General features: G+C 37.1%; 15 protein-coding genes and 6 pseudogenes. 10 read left to right on the top strand and 11 right to left on the bottom strand.

The window, feature by feature from the left end:
• Positions 1-77: 77 nt before the first annotated feature.
• Positions 78-1454, bottom strand: a complete 1377-nt coding sequence (locus ACZ9AO_RS24610) for an aminotransferase-like domain-containing protein (RefSeq protein WP_063596152.1) — start codon at positions 1452-1454, stop codon at positions 78-80.
• Positions 1455-1615: 161 nt separating this feature from the next.
• On the opposite strand from ACZ9AO_RS24610, the gene ACZ9AO_RS24615 reads away from it, so the two are divergent.
• Together ACZ9AO_RS24615 and ACZ9AO_RS24620 are read left to right on the top strand one after the other, a co-directional pair.
• Entirely contained in the window at positions 1616-2518 is a 903-nt protein-coding gene (locus ACZ9AO_RS24615) for a DMT family transporter (RefSeq protein ID WP_476110960.1), read from the top strand.
• Between the two features lie 56 nt (positions 2519-2574).
• Positions 2575-2733, top strand: a pseudogene (locus tag ACZ9AO_RS24620) (FMN-binding negative transcriptional regulator); the annotation flags it as partial.
• A 240-nt stretch (positions 2734-2973) separates the two neighbouring features.
• Here ACZ9AO_RS24620 and ACZ9AO_RS24625 read toward each other — a convergent pair.
• Both ACZ9AO_RS24625 and ACZ9AO_RS24630 read right to left on the bottom strand, forming a co-directional pair.
• Complete coding sequence (locus tag ACZ9AO_RS24625; RefSeq protein ID WP_034313316.1) at positions 2974-3186, bottom strand: hypothetical protein; 213 nt, start codon at positions 3184-3186, stop codon at positions 2974-2976.
• 303 nt (positions 3187-3489) lie between these two features.
• Entirely contained in the window at positions 3490-4116 is a 627-nt protein-coding gene (locus ACZ9AO_RS24630; protein WP_476110963.1) for a GyrI-like domain-containing protein, read from the bottom strand.
• Between the two features lie 498 nt (positions 4117-4614).
• Here ACZ9AO_RS24630 and ACZ9AO_RS24635 point away from each other — a divergent pair, with 498 nt between their 5' ends.
• Complete coding sequence (locus tag ACZ9AO_RS24635; protein ID WP_476110965.1) at positions 4615-5706, top strand: GerAB/ArcD/ProY family transporter; 1092 nt, start codon at positions 4615-4617, stop codon at positions 5704-5706.
• Positions 5707-6007: 301 nt separating this feature from the next.
• Here ACZ9AO_RS24635 and ACZ9AO_RS24640 read toward each other — a convergent pair whose 3' ends face one another.
• A complete protein-coding gene (locus ACZ9AO_RS24640) occupies positions 6008-7222 on the bottom strand; it encodes a serine hydrolase domain-containing protein (RefSeq protein ID WP_476110979.1) in 1215 nt (404 codons plus the stop codon).
• 455 nt (positions 7223-7677) lie between these two features.
• Between ACZ9AO_RS24640 and ACZ9AO_RS24645 the strand changes: the two genes are divergently transcribed.
• Positions 7678-8394 (top strand): vanadium-dependent haloperoxidase, encoded by a 717-nt coding sequence (locus ACZ9AO_RS24645; RefSeq protein WP_476110967.1) that lies wholly within the window; start codon positions 7678-7680, stop codon positions 8392-8394.
• A 531-nt stretch (positions 8395-8925) separates the two neighbouring features.
• On the opposite strand, the gene ACZ9AO_RS24650 is transcribed toward ACZ9AO_RS24645, so the two are convergent.
• Positions 8926-9327: a hypothetical protein gene (locus tag ACZ9AO_RS24650; RefSeq protein ID WP_133353071.1), complete on the bottom strand. Its 402-nt coding sequence runs from the start codon at positions 9325-9327 to the stop codon at positions 8926-8928.
• Between the two features lie 371 nt (positions 9328-9698).
• Here ACZ9AO_RS24650 and ACZ9AO_RS24655 point away from each other — a divergent pair, with 371 nt between their 5' ends.
• Complete coding sequence (locus tag ACZ9AO_RS24655; protein ID WP_476110969.1) at positions 9699-10154, top strand: hypothetical protein; 456 nt, start codon at positions 9699-9701, stop codon at positions 10152-10154.
• Positions 10155-10367: 213 nt separating this feature from the next.
• Here the strand turns inward: ACZ9AO_RS24655 and ACZ9AO_RS24660 are convergent, their stop codons facing one another.
• Positions 10368-10598: a DNA-binding protein gene (locus ACZ9AO_RS24660; RefSeq protein ID WP_476110971.1), complete on the bottom strand. Its 231-nt coding sequence runs from the start codon at positions 10596-10598 to the stop codon at positions 10368-10370.
• Positions 10599-11680: 1082 nt separating this feature from the next.
• Between ACZ9AO_RS24660 and ACZ9AO_RS24665 the strand changes: the two genes are divergently transcribed.
• On the top strand, positions 11681-12445 hold the full coding sequence (locus tag ACZ9AO_RS24665) for a hypothetical protein (RefSeq protein ID WP_476110973.1): 765 nt from the start codon (positions 11681-11683) through the stop codon (positions 12443-12445).
• 41 nt (positions 12446-12486) lie between these two features.
• On the opposite strand, the gene ACZ9AO_RS24670 is transcribed toward ACZ9AO_RS24665, so the two are convergent.
• Both ACZ9AO_RS24670 and ACZ9AO_RS24675 read right to left on the bottom strand, forming a co-directional pair.
• A complete protein-coding gene (locus tag ACZ9AO_RS24670) occupies positions 12487-12711 on the bottom strand; it encodes a peptidoglycan-binding domain-containing protein (RefSeq protein ID WP_476110981.1) in 225 nt (74 codons plus the stop codon).
• Positions 12712-12989: 278 nt separating this feature from the next.
• Positions 12990-13067 (bottom strand): annotated as a pseudogene (locus ACZ9AO_RS24675) (hypothetical protein); the annotation flags it as partial.
• Between the two features lie 329 nt (positions 13068-13396).
• Here ACZ9AO_RS24675 and ACZ9AO_RS24680 point away from each other — a divergent pair.
• A pseudogene (locus ACZ9AO_RS24680) lies at positions 13397-13867 on the top strand (helix-turn-helix domain-containing protein); the annotation flags it as partial.
• A 250-nt stretch (positions 13868-14117) separates the two neighbouring features.
• Here ACZ9AO_RS24680 and ACZ9AO_RS24685 read toward each other — a convergent pair.
• The gene (locus ACZ9AO_RS24685; protein ID WP_476110975.1) at positions 14118-14597 is read right to left on the bottom strand and encodes a hypothetical protein; all 480 of its coding nucleotides are present in this window, start codon (positions 14595-14597) and stop codon (positions 14118-14120) included.
• Between ACZ9AO_RS24685 and ACZ9AO_RS24690 the strand changes: the two are divergent.
• From ACZ9AO_RS24690 to ACZ9AO_RS24700, 3 pseudogenes are all read left to right on the top strand, one after another.
• Positions 14550-14870: pseudogene (locus ACZ9AO_RS24690) on the top strand (lipase family protein); the annotation flags it as partial. The gene ACZ9AO_RS24685 and the pseudogene ACZ9AO_RS24690 overlap by 48 nt on opposite strands.
• A gap of 14 nt (positions 14871-14884) precedes the next feature.
• A pseudogene (locus ACZ9AO_RS24695) lies at positions 14885-15715 on the top strand (lipase family protein); the annotation flags it as partial.
• A gap of 144 nt (positions 15716-15859) precedes the next feature.
• Positions 15860-17209, top strand: a pseudogene (locus ACZ9AO_RS24700) (arylsulfotransferase family protein); the annotation flags it as partial.
• Between the two features lie 539 nt (positions 17210-17748).
• Here the strand turns inward: ACZ9AO_RS24700 and ACZ9AO_RS24705 are convergent.
• Positions 17749-18567, bottom strand: a complete 819-nt coding sequence (locus ACZ9AO_RS24705; RefSeq protein WP_476110977.1) for a cupin domain-containing protein — start codon at positions 18565-18567, stop codon at positions 17749-17751.
• 74 nt (positions 18568-18641) lie between these two features.
• Positions 18642-19157 carry a ferritin gene (locus tag ACZ9AO_RS24710; protein ID WP_251542617.1) on the bottom strand — a complete coding sequence of 172 codons (516 nt, stop codon included), beginning with the start codon at positions 19155-19157 and terminating at the stop codon, positions 18642-18644.
• Between the last annotated feature and the right edge of the window lie 288 nt (positions 19158-19445).

A 19445-nucleotide genomic window follows, 5' to 3' on the forward strand; every position in this document is an offset into this window, starting at 1 on the left:
AATAACTTTATAGGAAGGAATTAAGTGTGCGACAAGTTAAGATTATTTAGGTTGTGACCGGAAAAACCCGACACTTTCTAAATGAGTAAAAAGTTATTGGGAGTACTATGTTTTTTTCTACTGTCAAGTAAAGCAATACAGTGAGCCAATCGCTCTACCCCTAGTTTAATTTGACTCTCGTTCACTTGAGAGATGCATAAACGAACGAGATTTTCCTTTTTATATTCTGCTAAAAACATTCTGGAGGCATCATCAACATATATATGCTGCTCGTTTAGCATATGAACCACCTGTTTTGCTTTCACATGCTCGGGCAAACTGATGGAAAGATAGAATCCGGAATTCGGTTTAGAAAAAGAAGTATTAGCCGGCAGCAATAATTCACATGCATCTTGAAGGATTTGCATTTTAGTTCGGTATACCTCTTTTACTTTTTTCAGATGACTATTAAACATACCGCTTTTTAAATAGATTTCTAGCGCACCTTGAGAAAGTGCTGAACTATTAAAATCCGAACTGAATTTATACCGTAAAAAGTTGTTCATCATTAATGCAGGAAGAACGACAGTCCCAATCCTTAACCCTGGGAGAAAAATTTTCGAAAGGCTTTTAATATAAATCACTCTCCCAGAAGGATCAAAAGAAAATAAAGGATCGGATTTTGGATTTGGATCAAGGTCTCCTAAAATATCATCCTCCACTATGTATACATCGTATTTTTCAGCTAACTCAACGATTTTTTTCTTTTCGCCATTCGTGTAACTATGTCCAAGTGGATTGTGAAATCTCGGGATAATATAGAAAAATTTTATATCATTATTTCGAAAAATGTATTCCAGTCGATCAAGATCTATCCCATCCATCGATAATTCAATCCCAAAGGTGGTGGCTTGATGCAGATTGATGGACTCGATGAATCCAAAATAAGTAGGCTGTTCAATTAGAATATTGTTTTTCCCATTTGGAAATGGCATAGAAACTAATAAATGGAGGGCTTGCTGCGAGCCAGAGACAACGACTAATCTTTCTGGTTGGGTGAAAACCTGTAAATTTTGCAAATATTTAACCAACTGTACTCGCAGTGGGTAAAGCCCTTGTTGATCAGAGTATGTAAAAAGCTCTTCTTTATAATGGTCAATTGCTTGATTCATACAATGTTGAAATTCTACATAGGGCATAACATTTTTATCTGGACCGGCAGACAAAAAATCAATCACCCCATTTTCTTCCGCCTCTTTTTGATAATCATTCACAACATAGTAGCCGCTTTTAGGAACAGAATAAATTAAATGCTCTTTTTCAAGTTCGTCGTATGCTTTAATGACCGTATTCTTGCTACATGAAAAATACTCAGATAACTGACGAACAGAAGGAAGTTTACTGCCTGCATTTAGCGAACCACCTGCTAGTCGAAGCTTAATTTCTTCCATTATCTTAATATATTTTGAGTTCATCACTTAATCCTCCTTAAACTGTACCAGGTCAGATGGGTAAAAAATGGGTTTATTTTTATTGTATGTACTCATAGTATGTTAATTATAGCAAAACTGTTTTTTATGATAAATAAACAATGGTACAGATGTGATACAAAATATAAAGATTGGGGTTGGGTAAGATGCAGGGAGTAACCAGGGAGAAATTAGGATTATTGTTGGGATTAGTAGGCGTCATTTGTTTTAGCTTAACGCTCCCCGCTACAAGTATTGCTGTAGAGTATTTTGGGACTACGGTCGTCGGTTTAGGAAGAACGGTTGTTGCTGCTATTTTAGTAGCGGTGGTATTGATCGTTCGAAAGGAAAAACTGCCTTCTCCAAGTCAATTCAAAAGTCTACTTATTGTTGCTGTTGGTGCAGTTTTAGGATTTCCTCTCCTCACTTCTTGGGCAATGGAATCCTTGCCTGTTTCTCATGGAGCTGTGGAAGTAGCACTGTTACCGTTAGCAACAGCTGGATTTGCTATGTTTAGAGCAGGTGAAATCCCTTCAATCAAATTCTGGGTTTCAAGTATAATCGGCTCTTTAGCTGTCATTATGTATGCACTTCATCTCGGATTCGGCCAATTGCAATTAGCTGATTTAGCTTTACTGGCAGCTGTGATCATACTAGGACTTAGTTACGCAGAAGGGGGGAAATTAGCGAAAGAATTAGGCAGCTGGCAAGTGATTGCTTGGGCAATAATGATCGGTGCTCCATTTTTCATTATTCCAGTTGGACTAAACCTTACAACTGAAATGCTCCATGCCCCTATCCAAGCTTGGGTTAGCTTAATTTATCTCGCAGTGGTTAGTCAATTTCTAGCATATGTTGCTTGGTATAGCGGAATGGCTATGGGCGGAATAGCAAGGGTTAGTCAGATTCAATACTTACAACCATTTTTGATGATTCTATTTGCAACAGTATTTCTAGATGAATCCATCACATCTTTCACTCTTATAACAGCAGTGATTGTTGTCTTTTCTGTCATATTAGGCAAAAATGCTCCCGTAACAAAAAAAGTAGCTGTATCAGGGAAAAGCTAACTGCATTTAGAACAACCGAATTCCAATAGATGAAAGAGACCGACAGTCATGAATATGGATTCAAAATAAAAATCAACAAAATAGAAGGGAAAGCTAAGTTAAGTCAAAATCATCCATTGTAAAGACAAAAGTTAATCGTTGATCAACTGAAACGAATTTCGAATACGGATGAGCAACAGATTTCATTATTAATGAAATCAAATCTAAAAAAATAACATGAATGCTACTGCACTAACAGGTGTGTTGATCAAATAAGGATTAACGCTCTTTCTTTTTTCACATTAGGCTTAAATCTCGTATTGTAAAATCCTTATATTAAAAGCTTTCATATTCATTAGGTCTTCCAGATTCCACGACTTAGTTTCACTGGCTTCTTAACCGTTTTCTTTTCTTATCATGGTTCATCGTTCTCAACGTCATAAAAAAGCACCCAAATTATTGGATGCCTCCTCCTTTTATTCATCAATTTTGACTTCTTTCAGTAAATCATTTCTATACGAAATTGCATCTCGTTCAAAAACTTTTTTAAACCTGTTTTCGTACTCTTCACGGGTTATTAGACCTTTTTCTTCCAGCAATTCCACTATAGCTCTAACCCTTACTCTACTCGACACTAATTCGTTTGTCATATTGGACAATAAAATACTGATTTTCTCATCATCATTCATTTTCTCATCCCCTTTGTTTAACTAATTTGACAAAAGGGACCAATTCCCTGCAAAAAAAAGCACCCAAAATAATAGATGCTAATGTTTTTCAATAGGTAAAATAAGGGTGGTGTTAGTTCCTCTTTTACACCCTCATAAACTATGAGCCATACCATCACACCAGATTATGGACAGGTTACCTTCATTTTTTAAAGGACTACTTAATTGCATCCTATGGTAATAATGCACCTTTTACTCTATGTAAACTCCTTCAATCTTTGCTACATTAAATAATGAATGAATGTTAACAGCTAAGAATTTATGCTATTGTATCGGCTTAACCTTATATCTCAAAACTGTTTTTAATTTTGAAGGTTCAACTTTCCTAAAATCTGAAAGATATATTTCTCTATGTTGTAATGACGTTTTTTCCAGATTATTATTTTTTATGAATTCATTCATTACTTTAAAACTTTGAGATTCATCATCATATGGACCAACATGAAGCATTTGGACAGATAAACCATCTTGAAATGTACCGAATCTTACATCATTTAGAAATGGATGTGGTTTCTTTTTTTCTACATGTTCAAATGCTCTGTTCACTATTTCCTTTGTTACAAAATCTGGTTGTCTAATCATGATCGTATATAATAATTCATCTTTATTTAATGCATCTAGTTTCTTACCTTCTTCCGTTAAATCCCAAATTCCTTCTAATGGATATACGGTATATTCAAAATATCCAGCTGGAGTGTATCCTTGCTTCGGCATCATTCTGACCGCATAAGCCAATGAATATAGAACACCTATCTTTTCAGAGAATTCGTGTTCATTTGGATTTCCTTTTCCCTTTATCAAAAAAAATTTCTGTTCTGGAATTGATACAAGTTCAGGTTTTTGTTTTGGAATATATAAATTCTTCTCTTGTTTTCTCCATTCGTATTTCATTAGTTTTTGTTCCCTTCTATATATTTTTTCCATTCATCAAGAAATTAACAAACAGTTTGTCATCTTATTATCAAAGGACAATAGTTCTCTAAACGTTCATCGTCAACCTTTTTATTAGCCGTGTCCGGAAAAGTATTAAGATCACTATTGCTTAATATTTCTTTTTATCACTCATCTATTATACCCCGCTGTTGTTCCAGGATAAGACTTTCCAACTATCCTTAGGAAAAGGGCATCCCGGTTCTCTATTTCCCTTTTTTGTCCGCTTACGCTTAAACACATTCCTTATTGTAAGCCAGACCCTTGCCGTCCACATGTGTCCGTTCCTTGTCTAATGCCTCACGCAAATCGTTTCATTAAATGTAACTGAAACTCTCAACATACCGACAAGGATCCATACTAAAATTCCATCCATAATTTAATCGATCTTTTTGAATAGATTTCACTTATAAAAGCCAGATTATTAAAATATATGAGTGATACAAATGAGGGTCCTACATGAATCAAGCTGGTGTTAATGAAAAATATAAGGTATCGCCATTTTATGTGTTTTTTTTAGTGCATTCCATGCAAACTGGATTAGGCGTATTGAGTTTTCAAAGAGATTTGGCTAAAGCGACGGGAACCGATGGCTGGTTATCCATACTCCTAGCTGGATTGATTGTTCATATATTAATTTGGTTAATCTATAAGATATTTAGGATTGTTCCTGGTGATATAATCTCCACTAATAATCATGCATTCGGTAAATGGATTGGTAATTTCTTCAGTCTTTTATTTATTCTTTACTTTTTTGTCCTTGGAATGACGATCATAATCGGCTATATAAATGTCATTCATGTTTGGATGTTTGAAGAGGTACCTTCATGGGCATTTGCTTTGGTTTTCCTTATTTTGATTTATTATATAAATACAGGAGGATTCCGAACCATTACGGGTATTGCCTTCTTAACTGTAATAGTTTCATACTGGCTTTTATTTGTACCTTTTTATGGTTTTAAATACTCTGATTTCACCGGTTTTCTTCCTATTTTCCATCATAATTTAGTCGAAATAATGAAAGGAACTAAAAGTTTTTCATTATCCATGCTTGGATTTGAAATGATACTTATGTATTATCCGTTCATCAAAAGTGCTGAAACATCGCAAAAGTATGCTCACGGAGGAGTTGTGCTCACTACGTTATTGAGCTTATTACTTTATTTTGTATCGATAATCTTTTATTCACAGAAACAATTGACCCTTACTCTATGGCCAACACTAACATTGACCAGTATTATTGAGTTGCCCTTTATTCAACGGTTCGAATACATAACTGTTTCTTGGTGGACCATCGTTATCATACCCAATATGGTCATTCCTTTGTGGGCTGCCAGCAGGGGGGTCAAGCGCTTATTCAATGTCCAGCAAAAGTATCCCTTATGGGGAATGTCCATAATCATACTACTTGTGAATATATTTTTTTATGATATCGATTCCTTATATATATTAAATAAAATAATCAATCCGTTCAACGTATGCTTCATTGTTATATATTTGCCTCTTCTTTTTGTTTTCATAAGCATTAAAAAATCGCGGAACCGGTTATGAAAAAGTTGGAAATTTCCAGTGATACTGTAGCTGCTGTTCTTATAACGAGCTCACTATCACAAATTCTCCCCATCAGAATTCCTTCACCAAATAAGTTCGGGCTAGGGAAACAAAAGGAAGACCACTTAAAAGTGGTCTTCTTAAGTACATCCTATGGAACTAACGCACCCTATTGTTAAGAACAATATTTACAATCTTGCTAGGCTAAGTACCAAAGGCAACTTTTGCTTCCAATCGGCCGCAAGGGAGCTGACCGTTGGGTGTTTTGGGTTGAGAGAGGGCGTACCTGGCGGGCTCGTTGTCAGTCTTCGATTGCCTGGTAGACCATGGTCCAGAAGTCGTGGATAAGTCTCGCTGAATCCGGGGTGGACATCCCGACCTGGGTGAGCAGGATTCCGGCGAGCTGTTTGTCCGGGTCGGCGTATGTCGTTGTGCCGGCTCCACCGTCCCAGCCGAACTGGCCGATGGAAGCGTAGTCACCACGGTAAGTGCGCACTGCCATCCCGAAGCCCCACCCGCCGTGTTGCCCTTGGCCGAATGACACATGGACGTTGTTGCTGGCCATGGCGTTTCGCGCAGCTTGTTGCTCGGGCGTGAGGCGGTTGGTGGTCATCAGCTGAACAGCGGGCCGGGACAGAATCCGTTCTGTCCCATGCATCCCATGATTCAGCAGCATCTGGAAGTAGGCGTGGTAGTCGTCGACGGTGGATGAAAGTCCGCCTCCGCCGCCCTGGAACGCCGGAGGCTGGCTGTGGCGTCCCCCCTTTGCCTCGTCCCACACGATGAACTCCCCTGTCTGCGGGTCAGGGGCGTAGAGGGGGGGCAGCCGGTCAATCTTGTCGGCGGGCACGTGGAAACCGGTGTCCTTCATGCCCAGGGGTTCGAAGATGCGTTCGCGCAGAAACGTCTCTAACGACTTGCCCGTGACCCTGGCGACGAGCACGCCGAGTAGATCGTTGCTGATGTGATACTTCCAGCGCTCTCCGGGCTGGTGCATCAGCGGGAGTGTGCCCAGGCGGCGCATCCATTCATCCGGCTCGGGCATCGGCTCCGGTAGATCGGGCGTGAGCCCCTGCTCGAAGATCGCTCCCATAATCGGAGTGCCCAGCAACGTTATATCCATGCCGAGCCCGAACGTGGAGGTCAGCAGGTCCCGTACGGTGATCGGCCGCCGTGCCGGCGCGGTATCGTCCAGCGGGCCGTCGACCCGCTTCAGCACCCGCCGGTCGGCGAGTTCGGGCAGCCACTGCTCCACTGGGTCATCCAGCCTCAGCCTGCACTCGTCGAGCAAGACCATCGCCGCCGCCATCGTGACCGGCTTGGACGTCGAGGCAATCCGGAAGATCGTGTCCCGGCGCATCGGCGCACCACCGTCATGGCGCATCGTACCTATCGCTTCGACATGCGTCTCACCGTACCGGCTGACCAGGGCGACTAGTCCAGGGATTTTCCCGGACTCGACATGCCGTGTCAGCACTTCACACAGTCCTGCTTCGGAGGAGGCGTTGTTGCTTATCTTTTTTCATTTGGGTTCCCTCTCTTTACCTTTTTATCAGCCCTATTGTTTTACAAAATCTCTTTTGATAGAGACATAGGTTTATCGGACGTTTATTCTCGGTTTTATCAAATTCAAAGTCACCATTTTTACGTAAGTAATCTTCTTTGACAACCGTTGTCTTGCCCCCTATTTGGAGCCGAGCAGAGCGAAAATACTGCCCTTATCCATTTAAGCTCCTACCTTCACAACCCTTAAATATGTATATTCTGGAACTAAATATAAATTCCTTCTTCAACTAACTACCCCGATAGTTGCAAAGGCTCCCTCAGCATCCAGGGAATTGAAGTAAAACACATCTTAATCTAAGTGTATAACTCTTTCTCCTCTGATAAGGAAGCAAAAAGTTAAATGGTCATACTTCATTACTCTTAATCATATGGAACAAGGAGAACATTTATTAGGGGGTGGTCTTTATGAGAACAAGTTATAGAAGATGGACAGAGTTTCCTTACCCAGGGGAAAGTCTCCCACCTAAAGGTTCTCCAGAGGCTGGAAATTGGCCAATGTTTTTTATTTCAAGGGGAAGAGACAATGATTTCCTGGACCCCTTTCATCAACGAATCATTTGGCGAGTTAAAAATCCACTTGATATTGATTGGGAAACAGAGTTATTCATTGTAGAAGAGACATTAAAGTCATTGACTTCCCAGCAAATACGTATCGCACAATATTGGGGAACAGGTGAATTAACGGCGAAAATTACCACTCTAATTTTCAGTTTAGCTGAAAAGTATATGCTGGGATCACCGAGTGTTGCAAGGGTTCAGAGTTATTTCCACGCGGCTATGAATGATACCTTTGTTATCACGTGGTTTTTAAAATATCATTGGGATGTTGCACGTCCAAATCAATATGGCAGAAATCTGTCTACTGTGTTGTTTACCCCTCGTTTTCCAGCTTACCCTTCTGCACACGCAACAGTGGCAGGCTGTGCAGAGACAGTATTAAGTTATTTCTTCCCTCAAGAGTCTTCAGAATTAATAAAAATAATGGAAGAAAGTGCTCAATCTCGTTTGTACGCTGGCGTACATTTTAATGTGGATAATAAGGAAGGTTTAAGTTTAGGCAGACAAATTGGAGAGCTAGTTGTAAGCTTTTTAAGGGCACAAAATCTAAATACGCTTCAATAATATTTTGGGTTCAGGTTGTGCTAACCTGAACCTATAGTTAAATAAAGAAAGAGCTGCATAAAGTCAGCCCCGACCTTCAGCTAAAGCAGCTGTTAGTGGACCAAGACTATATACTCTTCCATAGCTAACCAACCTTTCATCCACTTTGTTCTTGGAATATTGGTCTTTCTATTAGTAATGTTTATAGGTTTTACCTTGGACAAAAGGTAATGTGTAAATACTGCAATTATCACTCCATTTAAAATTCCCGCAACTACAACTAAGGGGAAAAAGAGTGAATGAAGTAAAATATAAATCGTAAAAGATTTTTATCTTTTTTTGAAGTTAAAAATAAGAAAAACCCTCGTCGTAGAGCGCTTGAAATACTTATATGACTAGTTTTTTTATCAACATCACTATTCATTAAATATTTTAACAATATAATATTACTAGCTATTTTGTAAACACAAAGAGCGTTAACCCTTTTGGCTAACGCTCTAAATCTATTAATAATACCTTACCAACTCATATATGAACCTTTCCGACTATGTGTTAAGCGTAAATATCACTCTCTTCTTTCTCTTCATTCTCTCCATCATATAAATCGTGACCACCAACATAAATAGGACCGTTTGCATGATCAATTCTTATTGGCCATTCATACGGAACAGATATACGTCTAGCTACACCTCTCCAAAAATTACACGAATCGGCTTCAAAGTCTTGAAACTCTTTTAATAGTTCTTTATAAGATACACCGTCAAATTGTATATTCATATCCTGCAACCTCATGAAAGCCATATGTCTAATTTCAAGCTCGGCTGCCTTTTCCATTTCATCATCAGTTGCCTCATCAATAATGGTTCCTGGCGGGGGTAAAATAGCGTAGATATTATCTACTTCTTCTGCCGTTTCTTGTGTGGGAATCAATTTATTTCGGATCCGATTAAGCATAAAGTCAACTCCTAATGTTTTTTTCTAGTATATATTACCTATTAAACTAAGTAAACTAAATAGTCTTAATGTTCAACAAATAAAACTGTTAGTCGTGAATGAGCTTAGTTGAACATGTCTTATCTCGTTCCATACACGTGACCTAAAACCTTCTTCTGCTGCTCATCTGTCTTGTACTCTGCCAAGCTAAGCAAGAGCTCCTAGTCATTCGCTCGTAAACCGTTTCATTTACTTATAGAACTTCTTAGCTTATCAGGCTTGTATTTGTTATTGTGAGACCCTAGACCTTTCCTACTATCTTAATAAAGATAGCTTTTCAGTAAATCCTAACCTATAATTAGTCTGATACTGAACTACATAAGGAGACAACAATGTATATCTGGAATATTAACAAACTCGTCATAGCTTTACAGGAAGGAACAATAACCAACAAACAAAAGAAAAGATACCGTATATTCTTCTGGGTAATATTTACTCTTTCAGTACTTGCATACCCTGTAGTTTATAACCCTTCAACTATGAATGGATATGATGTTATTGATTTTATTTTGACTTCAATGATCGATGTAATTGCAATCTTTCTGTTAATCGTTATTTATAAAAAGAGAAGTAGAAAAGATTTAGATTTTTTCTTACCCTTCTTTAGCTTAACGATTCCATTATTTTTACGTAGCTTCTTATGGTCAATACCTTTATTTATCATCGGTTATACATATATTGAACTTTTCGCTCCTTATCATTCTATGGATGAAACTAATCTAATTGATATAATTATGTTTACGATAATCGGAATTGCTATTAAAAATAATGAATGTTCATTACTTTAAAAAGATATATAACTGAGCACCTGCACCTTATTGGTGCTTTTTTATTTCCGCCTCACAGATCCACCAACTGGTATATTTCTTCATTTTTTCTTTGGCTTGGAATCAGGTTTACTCGGATGGCTGTCTCTAAACTTCTGGATGTCTGATTTAGAAATATGGTCAGCTAACTTCAAGTTGATAACCTTCCTTCTCCACAAGAAAAAGCACCATCTTTTATGATGATGCTTCCCTTTTTTCACCCATATACTTTTTACGCTTTACAATATCCTCTTTAAAAAATAACCGATCCCGAGGCAAATCCTTAATTGGAGTGATAACTTCTCTTTTGACTAAGTTGTTTAGGTTTTGTCTAGAGCATTGTAAAATATCTAAGGCTTCTGTGGTGTTAATAATTTCATTCTGAACAAATTCAGCAAGTTCTTCTCTTGAATTAAATGTATACATTGCGACCTCCTATCTTAAATCTTACGATAAATATCCAGGGACTTATCAATAATCATGAGTGTCAGCAAGATAGTTAGTAAGATTTCCAACGAGCTCTTAATTACCCATCCAATAACTTATATTGGAAAAACAAGAGATAAGCTAAAATCAAAATTCTCTGTTCCCATTGAGCTCCACCAACTCCCTTTGCCTACTCATTAACAAAAAAAGTTCACTTCCCTCTAATCAATAGCATATGATAAAGGTCAGTATTACGGCTGTCTCAAAGACCGCTTATGTGTTTTAAAAATCACACGTTATAAAGAGCATACTTCATCATCTACTACAGTATAAAAAAACAGACTTTTTATACCTAGTCTGTAATAGTTTTAGCAAAATGGGTGATAAAAGCGCAAAACCACAAAACCAATAAAGCGACTACTACACAGGGCAGTTTATGTTGAAGTCACGCGTTTAAGAAATTTGACATGAAGGTGAAGAGCGTAGTAAATATGATCAAGTGCCATTTGCATACTTCAATGGAATTGGGAATTGTGAGGAAGTTATTGAACAAGTTATATTTTGATGTGGGACTTATTACTAATTAAATAACCACAAAAACTAACATTTTAGGATAATATATGATATTTTAACCTTGATATGTTTACATATAAAAAGGAGGGTGAATCTATGAAAAAAATAATTAGTATAGTAACACTTATAGTTTTATACTGGATTGTTTTATTAACGTATAGCGATAACTTAGAATATGATTCAATATTTTATTTAGCAAGTTCCTTATTCATTTTATCTTTAATTTTTATATGTTTCTTAAAAATTAAAGATAAGATAAATATATTTATTTTAATTGCGCTTTTAAATATCTCGGCAATTTATTTAACTGTTAATTTTCTTATAGGCATAATACTTTTTTTAGCTTTCATCGTGATTTTATGTTTTTCTATTTATTCATATATAAGTAAATAGTATCATGATAATAGTAAAAAGTAGTAATATTCTGAATATTTATTCCTATTTTCCTTTTTTTATGGTAGGTTTATATATGTACATGTACATATATTTAAAAGGAAGGAATGAAGGCGATGAATTTTAAAAAAGGAACTGCATTTTTCATGAGTTTTATATTATTACTTGGTACAGTATTAGTCGCCCTACCAAGTAAAAATTCAGCCAATTCTGAAATACCTGTATTAGATGAATCTTTAACAATAATTAAAGAAACCGATGAGAGGTTCGATTATATTTTATCAATCGATGGCAACCAAATCCGGTATATTGAAATAACGGAGGTTATGGATGATGGATCTAAAGTTATCCATACAAAATCTTATAACGAAGAGACAAATAAATTATTACAAGATTTTGAAACAATTATTAAAGATGAAAAAATAACTGATCAAGAAATCTATAAAAATGAAAAAATGCCTGAGCCTAATATTGAGAATACAGGCCCAGTTTTAGTACCCTTTACTTCTACAGCAAGTAACAAATCATTAGTTTCTGTTTTAAACATGAGCTATAAAAAGAACTATTCTACAAACAAAGGTACTGCAACCTATGCGAAATCCGGCACTAAAATAGCTAAACTTAGTTCTAAAACATTTGATACTCATGCAAGAGCGATTGATTCTATAAGAGGTGTAGAAAATGGAACTTTAGCTGGTTGGTTAATCGCTGCTTTCACAGGTGGTGGTTTAACTGCAGGCAAAATAATTTCTTTACAAACCCTTAAGACAGTCATTAAAAACGTTGCAGGTCCTATTGCTGTTGTAGCTAATGCTTGGGCATTGGGACAATGGATGTATTACTATAATACAATTTCCTCCAACTTCTCTAAAATTAAGTAAATTTCTACTGTAAAAAGGCATTATGAAATGTCAGAATTTATTTAAAGAAAAGAATCGTCCAGAAATCTATTTATATCTTTAGATGAAAAGTTAAAATTTGCTTTATCCGCAAACAATTCAGTGAAAGTAGCTTTCCCCGCCTTCCTATCAATTGAAATATCATGCGCTTTCTGGAACTTAGCTAATGTAGTTTCAGTACCTTTTCCAAAGATAGAATCGAGTGATCCAGGGTTATATCCTTCCGTGTAAAGTGCTGCCTGCAGAATCCAAGTGAGATTGCCTTTTGCACCCTTTTGAACAGTGACATGGCCGCTTTTATTTTAGTTTCCCATTTACCATCCACACCTAATTTTTTATTATATTGCTTATTAAGGTCTATTTGTAAGGCTTTGATAAGAGCTGACTTAGTTTTAGGTCCAGGAATGCCATCCACATTATGCCTAGTTGAATATTTGAAATGTGGTCAGCCAGCCAGTTCCCTTTTATAAAAACAAAAAAAGCCTTGGCAACTGAGAAACTCAGTAACACCAAGGCTTTAAAGCTATTAATACATTGACATATATTGTTCGCGTTCCCATGGGTGAACTTGTGTACGGAACATGCTCTTACCTTTAATATAGTGTCAAACTTTCACAAAAACGCCTATTTATAAGCATTCACTAAAATTCATTTATCATAATAACTCATAATTACTCAAGCATTATCGGGCATTTATCGGGTGATTTTCGGGCAGTATTTTAGTGTATTATTCATCTTTATAATAAACAAAATAAAAAAGCACAGCGTGTTTAAGTCGTGTTGGTAGCACTTCTTAAACCGTCCGCCTACTCTGAATAGGCAAACACTTGCTGTACCTTTAGATGTAGTTTAATACATTATGGGTTTCTTCGCAACGGTTTGCTAACCATTGGTGAATCGTTGCTTTTTTGTTTCCTAAAGGAGACGCTATTATTGAAGAAACGTATTGATGTAATCGCAAATGAAGAAGCATATAACAACCTATCCTCCTTCACAGATATAGAAGAATTAAATAAAACGGTACGAGTATACAGAGACACCATTCGTACGGATATTAAGCGTACAGATGTACAATCAAGACTTATTATATTGTTGGAACTTTTGAAGCGTCACAGCTGCAAGCAAATCGGTGTGAGCTACATGTGCAAGAATACAATTGCCAATAAGCTTGACGTATCCTATTAAACAGTTCAACGTTTAATGAAAAAACTTGAAGACCTCGGCATGATCCGCCAGGTAAATATGAAGAGAAAAAAGGATATGATGCAAACAGCCAATGCCATCATTATTCAACTTGTGAAAGATGAAATGACCGGCAAGCCCCCTGTGAAAGAGTCCAGGAAGTGTCCGGCCATTAAAACAACTACTTCTTTCTTAAAACAAAATATTAAAAACAATAAACGTAAAGTCGTTGCCCAATTCTCTCATGAATAAAGGACAGTTTGCTTATTTCAATGGCATTGTGAACAAACCTATGAATGATCTATACTTTGATGCTGAGTTTATGGACAACCTTAATTAACTTCAGAAAAGGTTTTTACCCACCCTGAATATTTTATTCCTTTAGCAAAAGGCTCATTACACAAAGAGTATGTTTCCATAAGAGAATTTTTATTAGTCCTTTAGTTGATCCATCAATTCTTTTCCAATTTTTTCATAAAAGGTTTTTGCTGATGGTACTAAAGGGGCAGGATAGGTAACTTTCCCGGTTCTTTACCAACACCCCTGTTAATATCACCATAAACAGCTTTTTTGATGGAGATAGTTTGTTTAATTGTCTGATTAAATTATTTCTTGTTGATTGATAAAGACATGTAAATCCACGTGAGGTTTTCCCCCCATTTCTATCAAAAGGATAGGGTACTTGAAATATGTCATAGGATGCTAAAAGATCTGCAGGATATGCAGCATATCCTCTAAACGCTATAATGATTTGATTTTTTGACTCGGCAATAAAACCGAATACTAATTCCGTAGGATTCTCTACGTCAGCAAATGCACGAATGGTATATCGAAGTTTAAAGCCTTTTGGTAAGATAAGCTTCCCTTCTAAAAAGAATGGATATGTCTGATAGCTCATTGCTGTCGATTCAATCAAGTGGTAAAAAACAGTATACGAATTGTAAATATTCATGACTCTTTTCCTACTTTCCCGGATAAAGAGTACCCACCTCCTTTTACGGAGGAAGGATTATATTATCAACATGTAAAAACAAAGTATCCAATCTCTTTTCAGTTAAATAATACGCCTCGTAATGATGAGATTGGCTGCTATTTTAAATACCTCAGCAAAATGAATCCTGATTTTTCCAAAGAGTTATGCGATGAAAATCCGGGTTTTTGTCCCGATACAGAAATGTGTGTGCCGTTTCGAGGAACATGCAAGCGTCTGAAGCCTAGAATATAAGAAAGGAGTCCCATATGAATAGCTCAGGCATAGATGTTATTTATAATAGTGAAGATGCGATATTGCTTTCGGCCATGATCTATCAGTCATACCAACTCTTTGAAAAGAAACCACTTGTCTTGCCAAAAGGATATAGCCTCCGATATACCATACGAGCTCTTGCCGGTGTCGAGGAGCCGGAATCGGAAGTATTTGGTTTTATTGCCGAGTCACAAGATAAAATCATTGTAGTTTTTAGAGGAACCCGAACATTTAAGGACAATGAGTCGGACCAAGACTTGTATCAAGTACCATATCCGTTTGTCAGAAATACAGGAAAAACCCATCGCGGATTTACCTGTATTTATCAATCGGTAAGAAACGACTTGATCAAAGCTTTAAACAAGCTTTCTTCCAGATCGATAAGACTATTTGTCGCTGGCCACAGTTTAGGAGGAGCTTTAGCCGTATTAGCTGGTTTTGATTTTGCGGTAAACACCAGGTTTAAAAATCCTTTCGTGTATACGTATGGCAGTCCGCGTGTTGGAGACCCTTACTTTGCTTCCCAATTCAACCAAACGGTAAAGAAAAGTATTCGTATTTTCAATGTTCATGACATTATTCCTACTTTACCGGCTCAAGCGTATCCACCTCCGTTTACAAAGAACGGATTATACTATCGGCATGTACACAAGCAGTATCCTGTCTCTTTCCAGCTGAACAGTTTACCTGTTCGCAATCATGAGATTGTCTGCTATTTTAAAAACCTCAGCCAAAAGAACCCTGATTTTACCAAATCATTATGTACCGAAAACCCGAGCTTTTGTCCCGATACGGGATTATGTGTTCCGTTTATAGGAATATGCGGTGAGAAGACATCCACTAACAATTCAAGCTCACAAGTGTGGAATTTTGTTTCGGCCCCCGACTTGCATCCCATGAAGGTTACTATAAATGTCAATAAACCAGGAACTGTTCCCGGCTTAATATTCGTTGCACCATATACTGTGTTCGGTACACCTTTGATTGGGCAAACAGGTGCACTGATCATGGATCAGGCTGGTAACCCAGTCTGGTTTAGACCGCTCAATAGTAGATTTACACAAAATACGGACTTTAGAGTACAATCCTACAAAGGGAAACCAGTTCTTACCATGTGGCAAGGAACGATATCCGGAACTCAGTCTGCAGATCCTAATCTTCCGGCAGGGGATCCAGAACCTGGTGCTTTTTATCAAATCATTAATCAGAATTATAAAGTGATTAAGAAACTCAAGGCACAAAAAGGGTTCACTGCTGATGTTCACGAATTTACTATCACAAAGCGAAATACTGCTTTGTTTACGGCTGTAAAACAAGTGCCGGCAGATCTAACAGCTTATGGAGGTCCAGCGGACGGATATTTTGATAATTACTCCATTCAAGAAGTCGATCTCACGACAGGTAAGCTTCTTTTCTTTTGGAATGTGCTTGCTCATGTTGATCCGGCCGACTCGATGTTACCCGTGTCATCTGCAACCAGCTCTAATAATATTTGGGATTGTTTCCACGTAAATTCAGTTGAAGAGGGACCAAACAATACACTTCTAATTAGCATGCGTAACATGTGGGCCATTTATTTGGTTAATAAGAAAACAGGAAAGATTCTCTGGCAGCTTGGTGGCAAAAAAAGTGATTTTACTTTTGGTCCAAACGCAACATTTTCTTGGCAACATGATGCACGTTTTAGGCCTGGAACTCGGATAAGTATATTTGATGATGCATGTTGTGCTTCTTCAAGCTCTCCACCTGAGGGTCCAGCTCGTGGTTTAATACTTCAGCTCGATTTCCATAACATGACTGCAAATGTAAATCGAACTTATTATCATGACCCAACTCTATATGTTCCAAGTCAAGGAAATGTTCAAAAACTATCGAATGGAAATCAATTCGTTGGATGGGGACAGGAACCGTATCTTTCTGAATTTAGAAATGCTGGTAATACTGAAAAAGATCCTTCATTGAATTTGTTATTTGATATGCAGTTTCCTAATCAAAACCTTTCTTATAGGGCGTTTAAGAATAAATGGGTAGGCTTACCACTTTCTCCACCCAGTATTACTGTAAATCCATTACGTGAAAATGCAGCAATTGTTTATGCATCATGGAACGGTTCAACTGAAACTGAAGCTTGGCAGGTACTAGCTGGTCCAAAACCTAACAAATTGTCAGAGTTAGTAATGAGCACCTCTCGAACCGGATTTGAGACAGATATTGATGTAAATTCGGTTGGGCCCTATTTTCAGGTAAAAGCATTGAATTCTTCTGGCCAAGTCATTGGTACGTCACAGATTGTTCACGTGGAGCAAGAAAAAGAATAAGCCTCTTCACCATATTTAACGAAGAGAATGATAGTACGAAGTTAGTTAAAAAGGTTAAACCTATTAATTGATTTTATCTTCTTAAAGGAGAAAAGCCCCTCTCTAATGAGATGGGGCCTTTATACAGTTGCAAGTTTTCTTTCGATTTTCTTAGATTGTTTTTCAATGGACTTTCTTTCATTATCCACCATCGAATACTTCTTAATAAAGGAAGAAATTCTTCAGGTGTTCTCTTATCATTTAAATATGCAATCCTAGCATCATCCAATGTTTTGAAATTGTTAGTCATATCATATCCTTGATTTTAATTAATTATTTATTTCACATTGTATTAACCGCTTTCTCGTTATATTAGAAAAAGACAGGTTTCCCCTGTCCTCAACATAGTATATTTCATATTAACTTTTCGATCCATTCATTATTAATAACAATTTCTATTTGTGATTGGTTCACCATGATAATTCTGATTCTACCCGTGGTCTTTTAAAGTGCTAAGGGAACTGTCCTCTGCTTGCAGCATGATAGTTTTCAATCTATTTCTACATATTTTTGCTTTGCTGAAGAAGTTTGGATTCTCCTGTACGTTCCCATTCTTCTACTGTTTCATATGCTATTTCAGGAGAATATCCTTTCCCTACAAGAACTCCCATCAGAATAAATTCTTGAAGAATATGTGTGGCATTTATTCCTCTTTTAACATCCTCTAAACCTTCTTTAACCAAAAATTCCGTGTGCTGTATCCATTCATCTGGAGTCTTGCCAGAAATAACTGTATTTCTATTGCCATGACCGTAACCTTTTTCCGAGGCCACTGCATCTGCTTTTGTTACATGAATAGTACCAAACGGATGGTTGGGAGGAGCATAAATTGAGTAAAGTTTTAACGGGATATTACCTGTATTAGTTACATTATGCCACGTTCCTGCAGGTATCATGATGGCAGAATCATCATAAACATTACTTACAAAGTTTAAGTTATCCTTACTCTTTCCCATTTGAACAAACCCTTGACCTTGTTCGATGCGTAAAAATTGGTCAACGTTAGGGTGAATTTCTAAACCGATATCTTCACCAACTTTAAGACTCATCAATGTAACTTGCAAATGATTTCCTGTCCATAAAGCTGTTCGATAGGTATTGTTTTGTTTCGTAGCCTCATTGATATTAACTACATATGGTTTCGGTCCATAATCTTTTACCTCAATGTTATTTCTTCTATTTAATGATTGTACAAAACCCAAATGGTTAGCATCATTAGTATTCCAATAATCGGGCTGTCTTACATAGTTATACATTGGTACATTAACATAATATGGATTTTGATATTGGTATGGATACATACAAGGAGGATAGTACATTTTTTTAACCCCTTCACAGATTTATTAAATTAAAGTATGCACTAGTGGCAATGACACAGAAGAAAACCCCTTGTCTAACCAGCAGCAGGTGTACCTGCAACTGCACCGTTTTTCCTTTGTCCTAATTCTTGGTCCAACAATAAAAGGGCAGACGGATTATTACCAGCCAAGTTCAGACGATTAACGATTGTTAGACTCTGTGCTTCTTCGTCTATTTGCTCCCTAAGAAAGTCCTGTATAATAACGGATGCTTGTGGGTCAACTTGACTTACATAATTAAAGGCTTGACGATAAGAGTTAGTAACCATTTGTTCATGTGATAATACTCTTTGAAAAGTTTCCAATGGTGTTCCGAAGTCACTCGGTTGGGCAGGGATACTAGCGAGTGTTACAGTCCCGTCTTTATTAACAACATAATCAATCAATGTAAGCATATGAGTTCTTTCTTCTTCTGATTGTAAACGTAACCAGTTTGCCATGCCCGTATAATTCAATCTACCCAAATACGCTGACATTGCAAGATATAGTGTTGACGAAACATGCTCAACTTGAATTAAATTATTAAACAATTTTTGAAGTTCTTCGTTCATTTTTAACACTCCTATATATTTTGATAAAACACACCAATCCTCCAGAATGCCAGTAACACAAGACAAGACATACAATCACTCTTCATTAGTTTTAAGGGAGTACTTAGATTTAAGTTATGTTTCCCATAGGTAAATGACACAATTTTTTTAAAGGGTAGCTTTGCAGTAAATGAGTATGGCTTATGCAACTAATCTCCCTCAATAAACTAAACACAATCTCACGATTGCTTTAGAATTCTTAGGATTTCATAGTCATATCATTAACCGTTATCTATGTAAGCTCGGCAT

Source organism: Peribacillus sp. TE19612, assembly GCF_056279465.1.

Bases quoted from the DNA above. Each gene is read 5' to 3' on its own strand.
- ACZ9AO_RS24610 (WP_063596152.1), bottom strand. From the start codon at position 1,454: ATGAACTCAAAATATATTAAGATAATGGAAGAAATTAAGCTTCGACTA.
- ACZ9AO_RS24615 (WP_476110960.1), top strand. From the start codon at position 1,616: ATGCAGGGAGTAACCAGGGAGAAATTAGGATTATTGTTGGGATTAGTA.
- ACZ9AO_RS24625 (WP_034313316.1), bottom strand. From the start codon at position 3,186: ATGAATGATGATGAGAAAATCAGTATTTTATTGTCCAATATGACAAAC.
- ACZ9AO_RS24630 (WP_476110963.1), bottom strand. From the start codon at position 4,116: ATGAAATACGAATGGAGAAAACAAGAGAAGAATTTATATATTCCAAAA.
- ACZ9AO_RS24635 (WP_476110965.1), top strand. From the start codon at position 4,615: ATGAATCAAGCTGGTGTTAATGAAAAATATAAGGTATCGCCATTTTAT.
- ACZ9AO_RS24645 (WP_476110967.1), top strand. From the start codon at position 7,678: ATGAGAACAAGTTATAGAAGATGGACAGAGTTTCCTTACCCAGGGGAA.
- ACZ9AO_RS24650 (WP_133353071.1), bottom strand. From the start codon at position 9,327: ATGCTTAATCGGATCCGAAATAAATTGATTCCCACACAAGAAACGGCA.
- ACZ9AO_RS24655 (WP_476110969.1), top strand. From the start codon at position 9,699: ATGTATATCTGGAATATTAACAAACTCGTCATAGCTTTACAGGAAGGA.
- ACZ9AO_RS24660 (WP_476110971.1), bottom strand. From the start codon at position 10,598: ATGTATACATTTAATTCAAGAGAAGAACTTGCTGAATTTGTTCAGAAT.
- ACZ9AO_RS24665 (WP_476110973.1), top strand. From the start codon at position 11,681: ATGAATTTTAAAAAAGGAACTGCATTTTTCATGAGTTTTATATTATTA.
- ACZ9AO_RS24685 (WP_476110975.1), bottom strand. From the start codon at position 14,597: ATGAATATTTACAATTCGTATACTGTTTTTTACCACTTGATTGAATCG.
- ACZ9AO_RS24705 (WP_476110977.1), bottom strand. From the start codon at position 18,567: ATGTACTATCCTCCTTGTATGTATCCATACCAATATCAAAATCCATAT.
- ACZ9AO_RS24710 (WP_251542617.1), bottom strand. From the start codon at position 19,157: ATGAACGAAGAACTTCAAAAATTGTTTAATAATTTAATTCAAGTTGAG.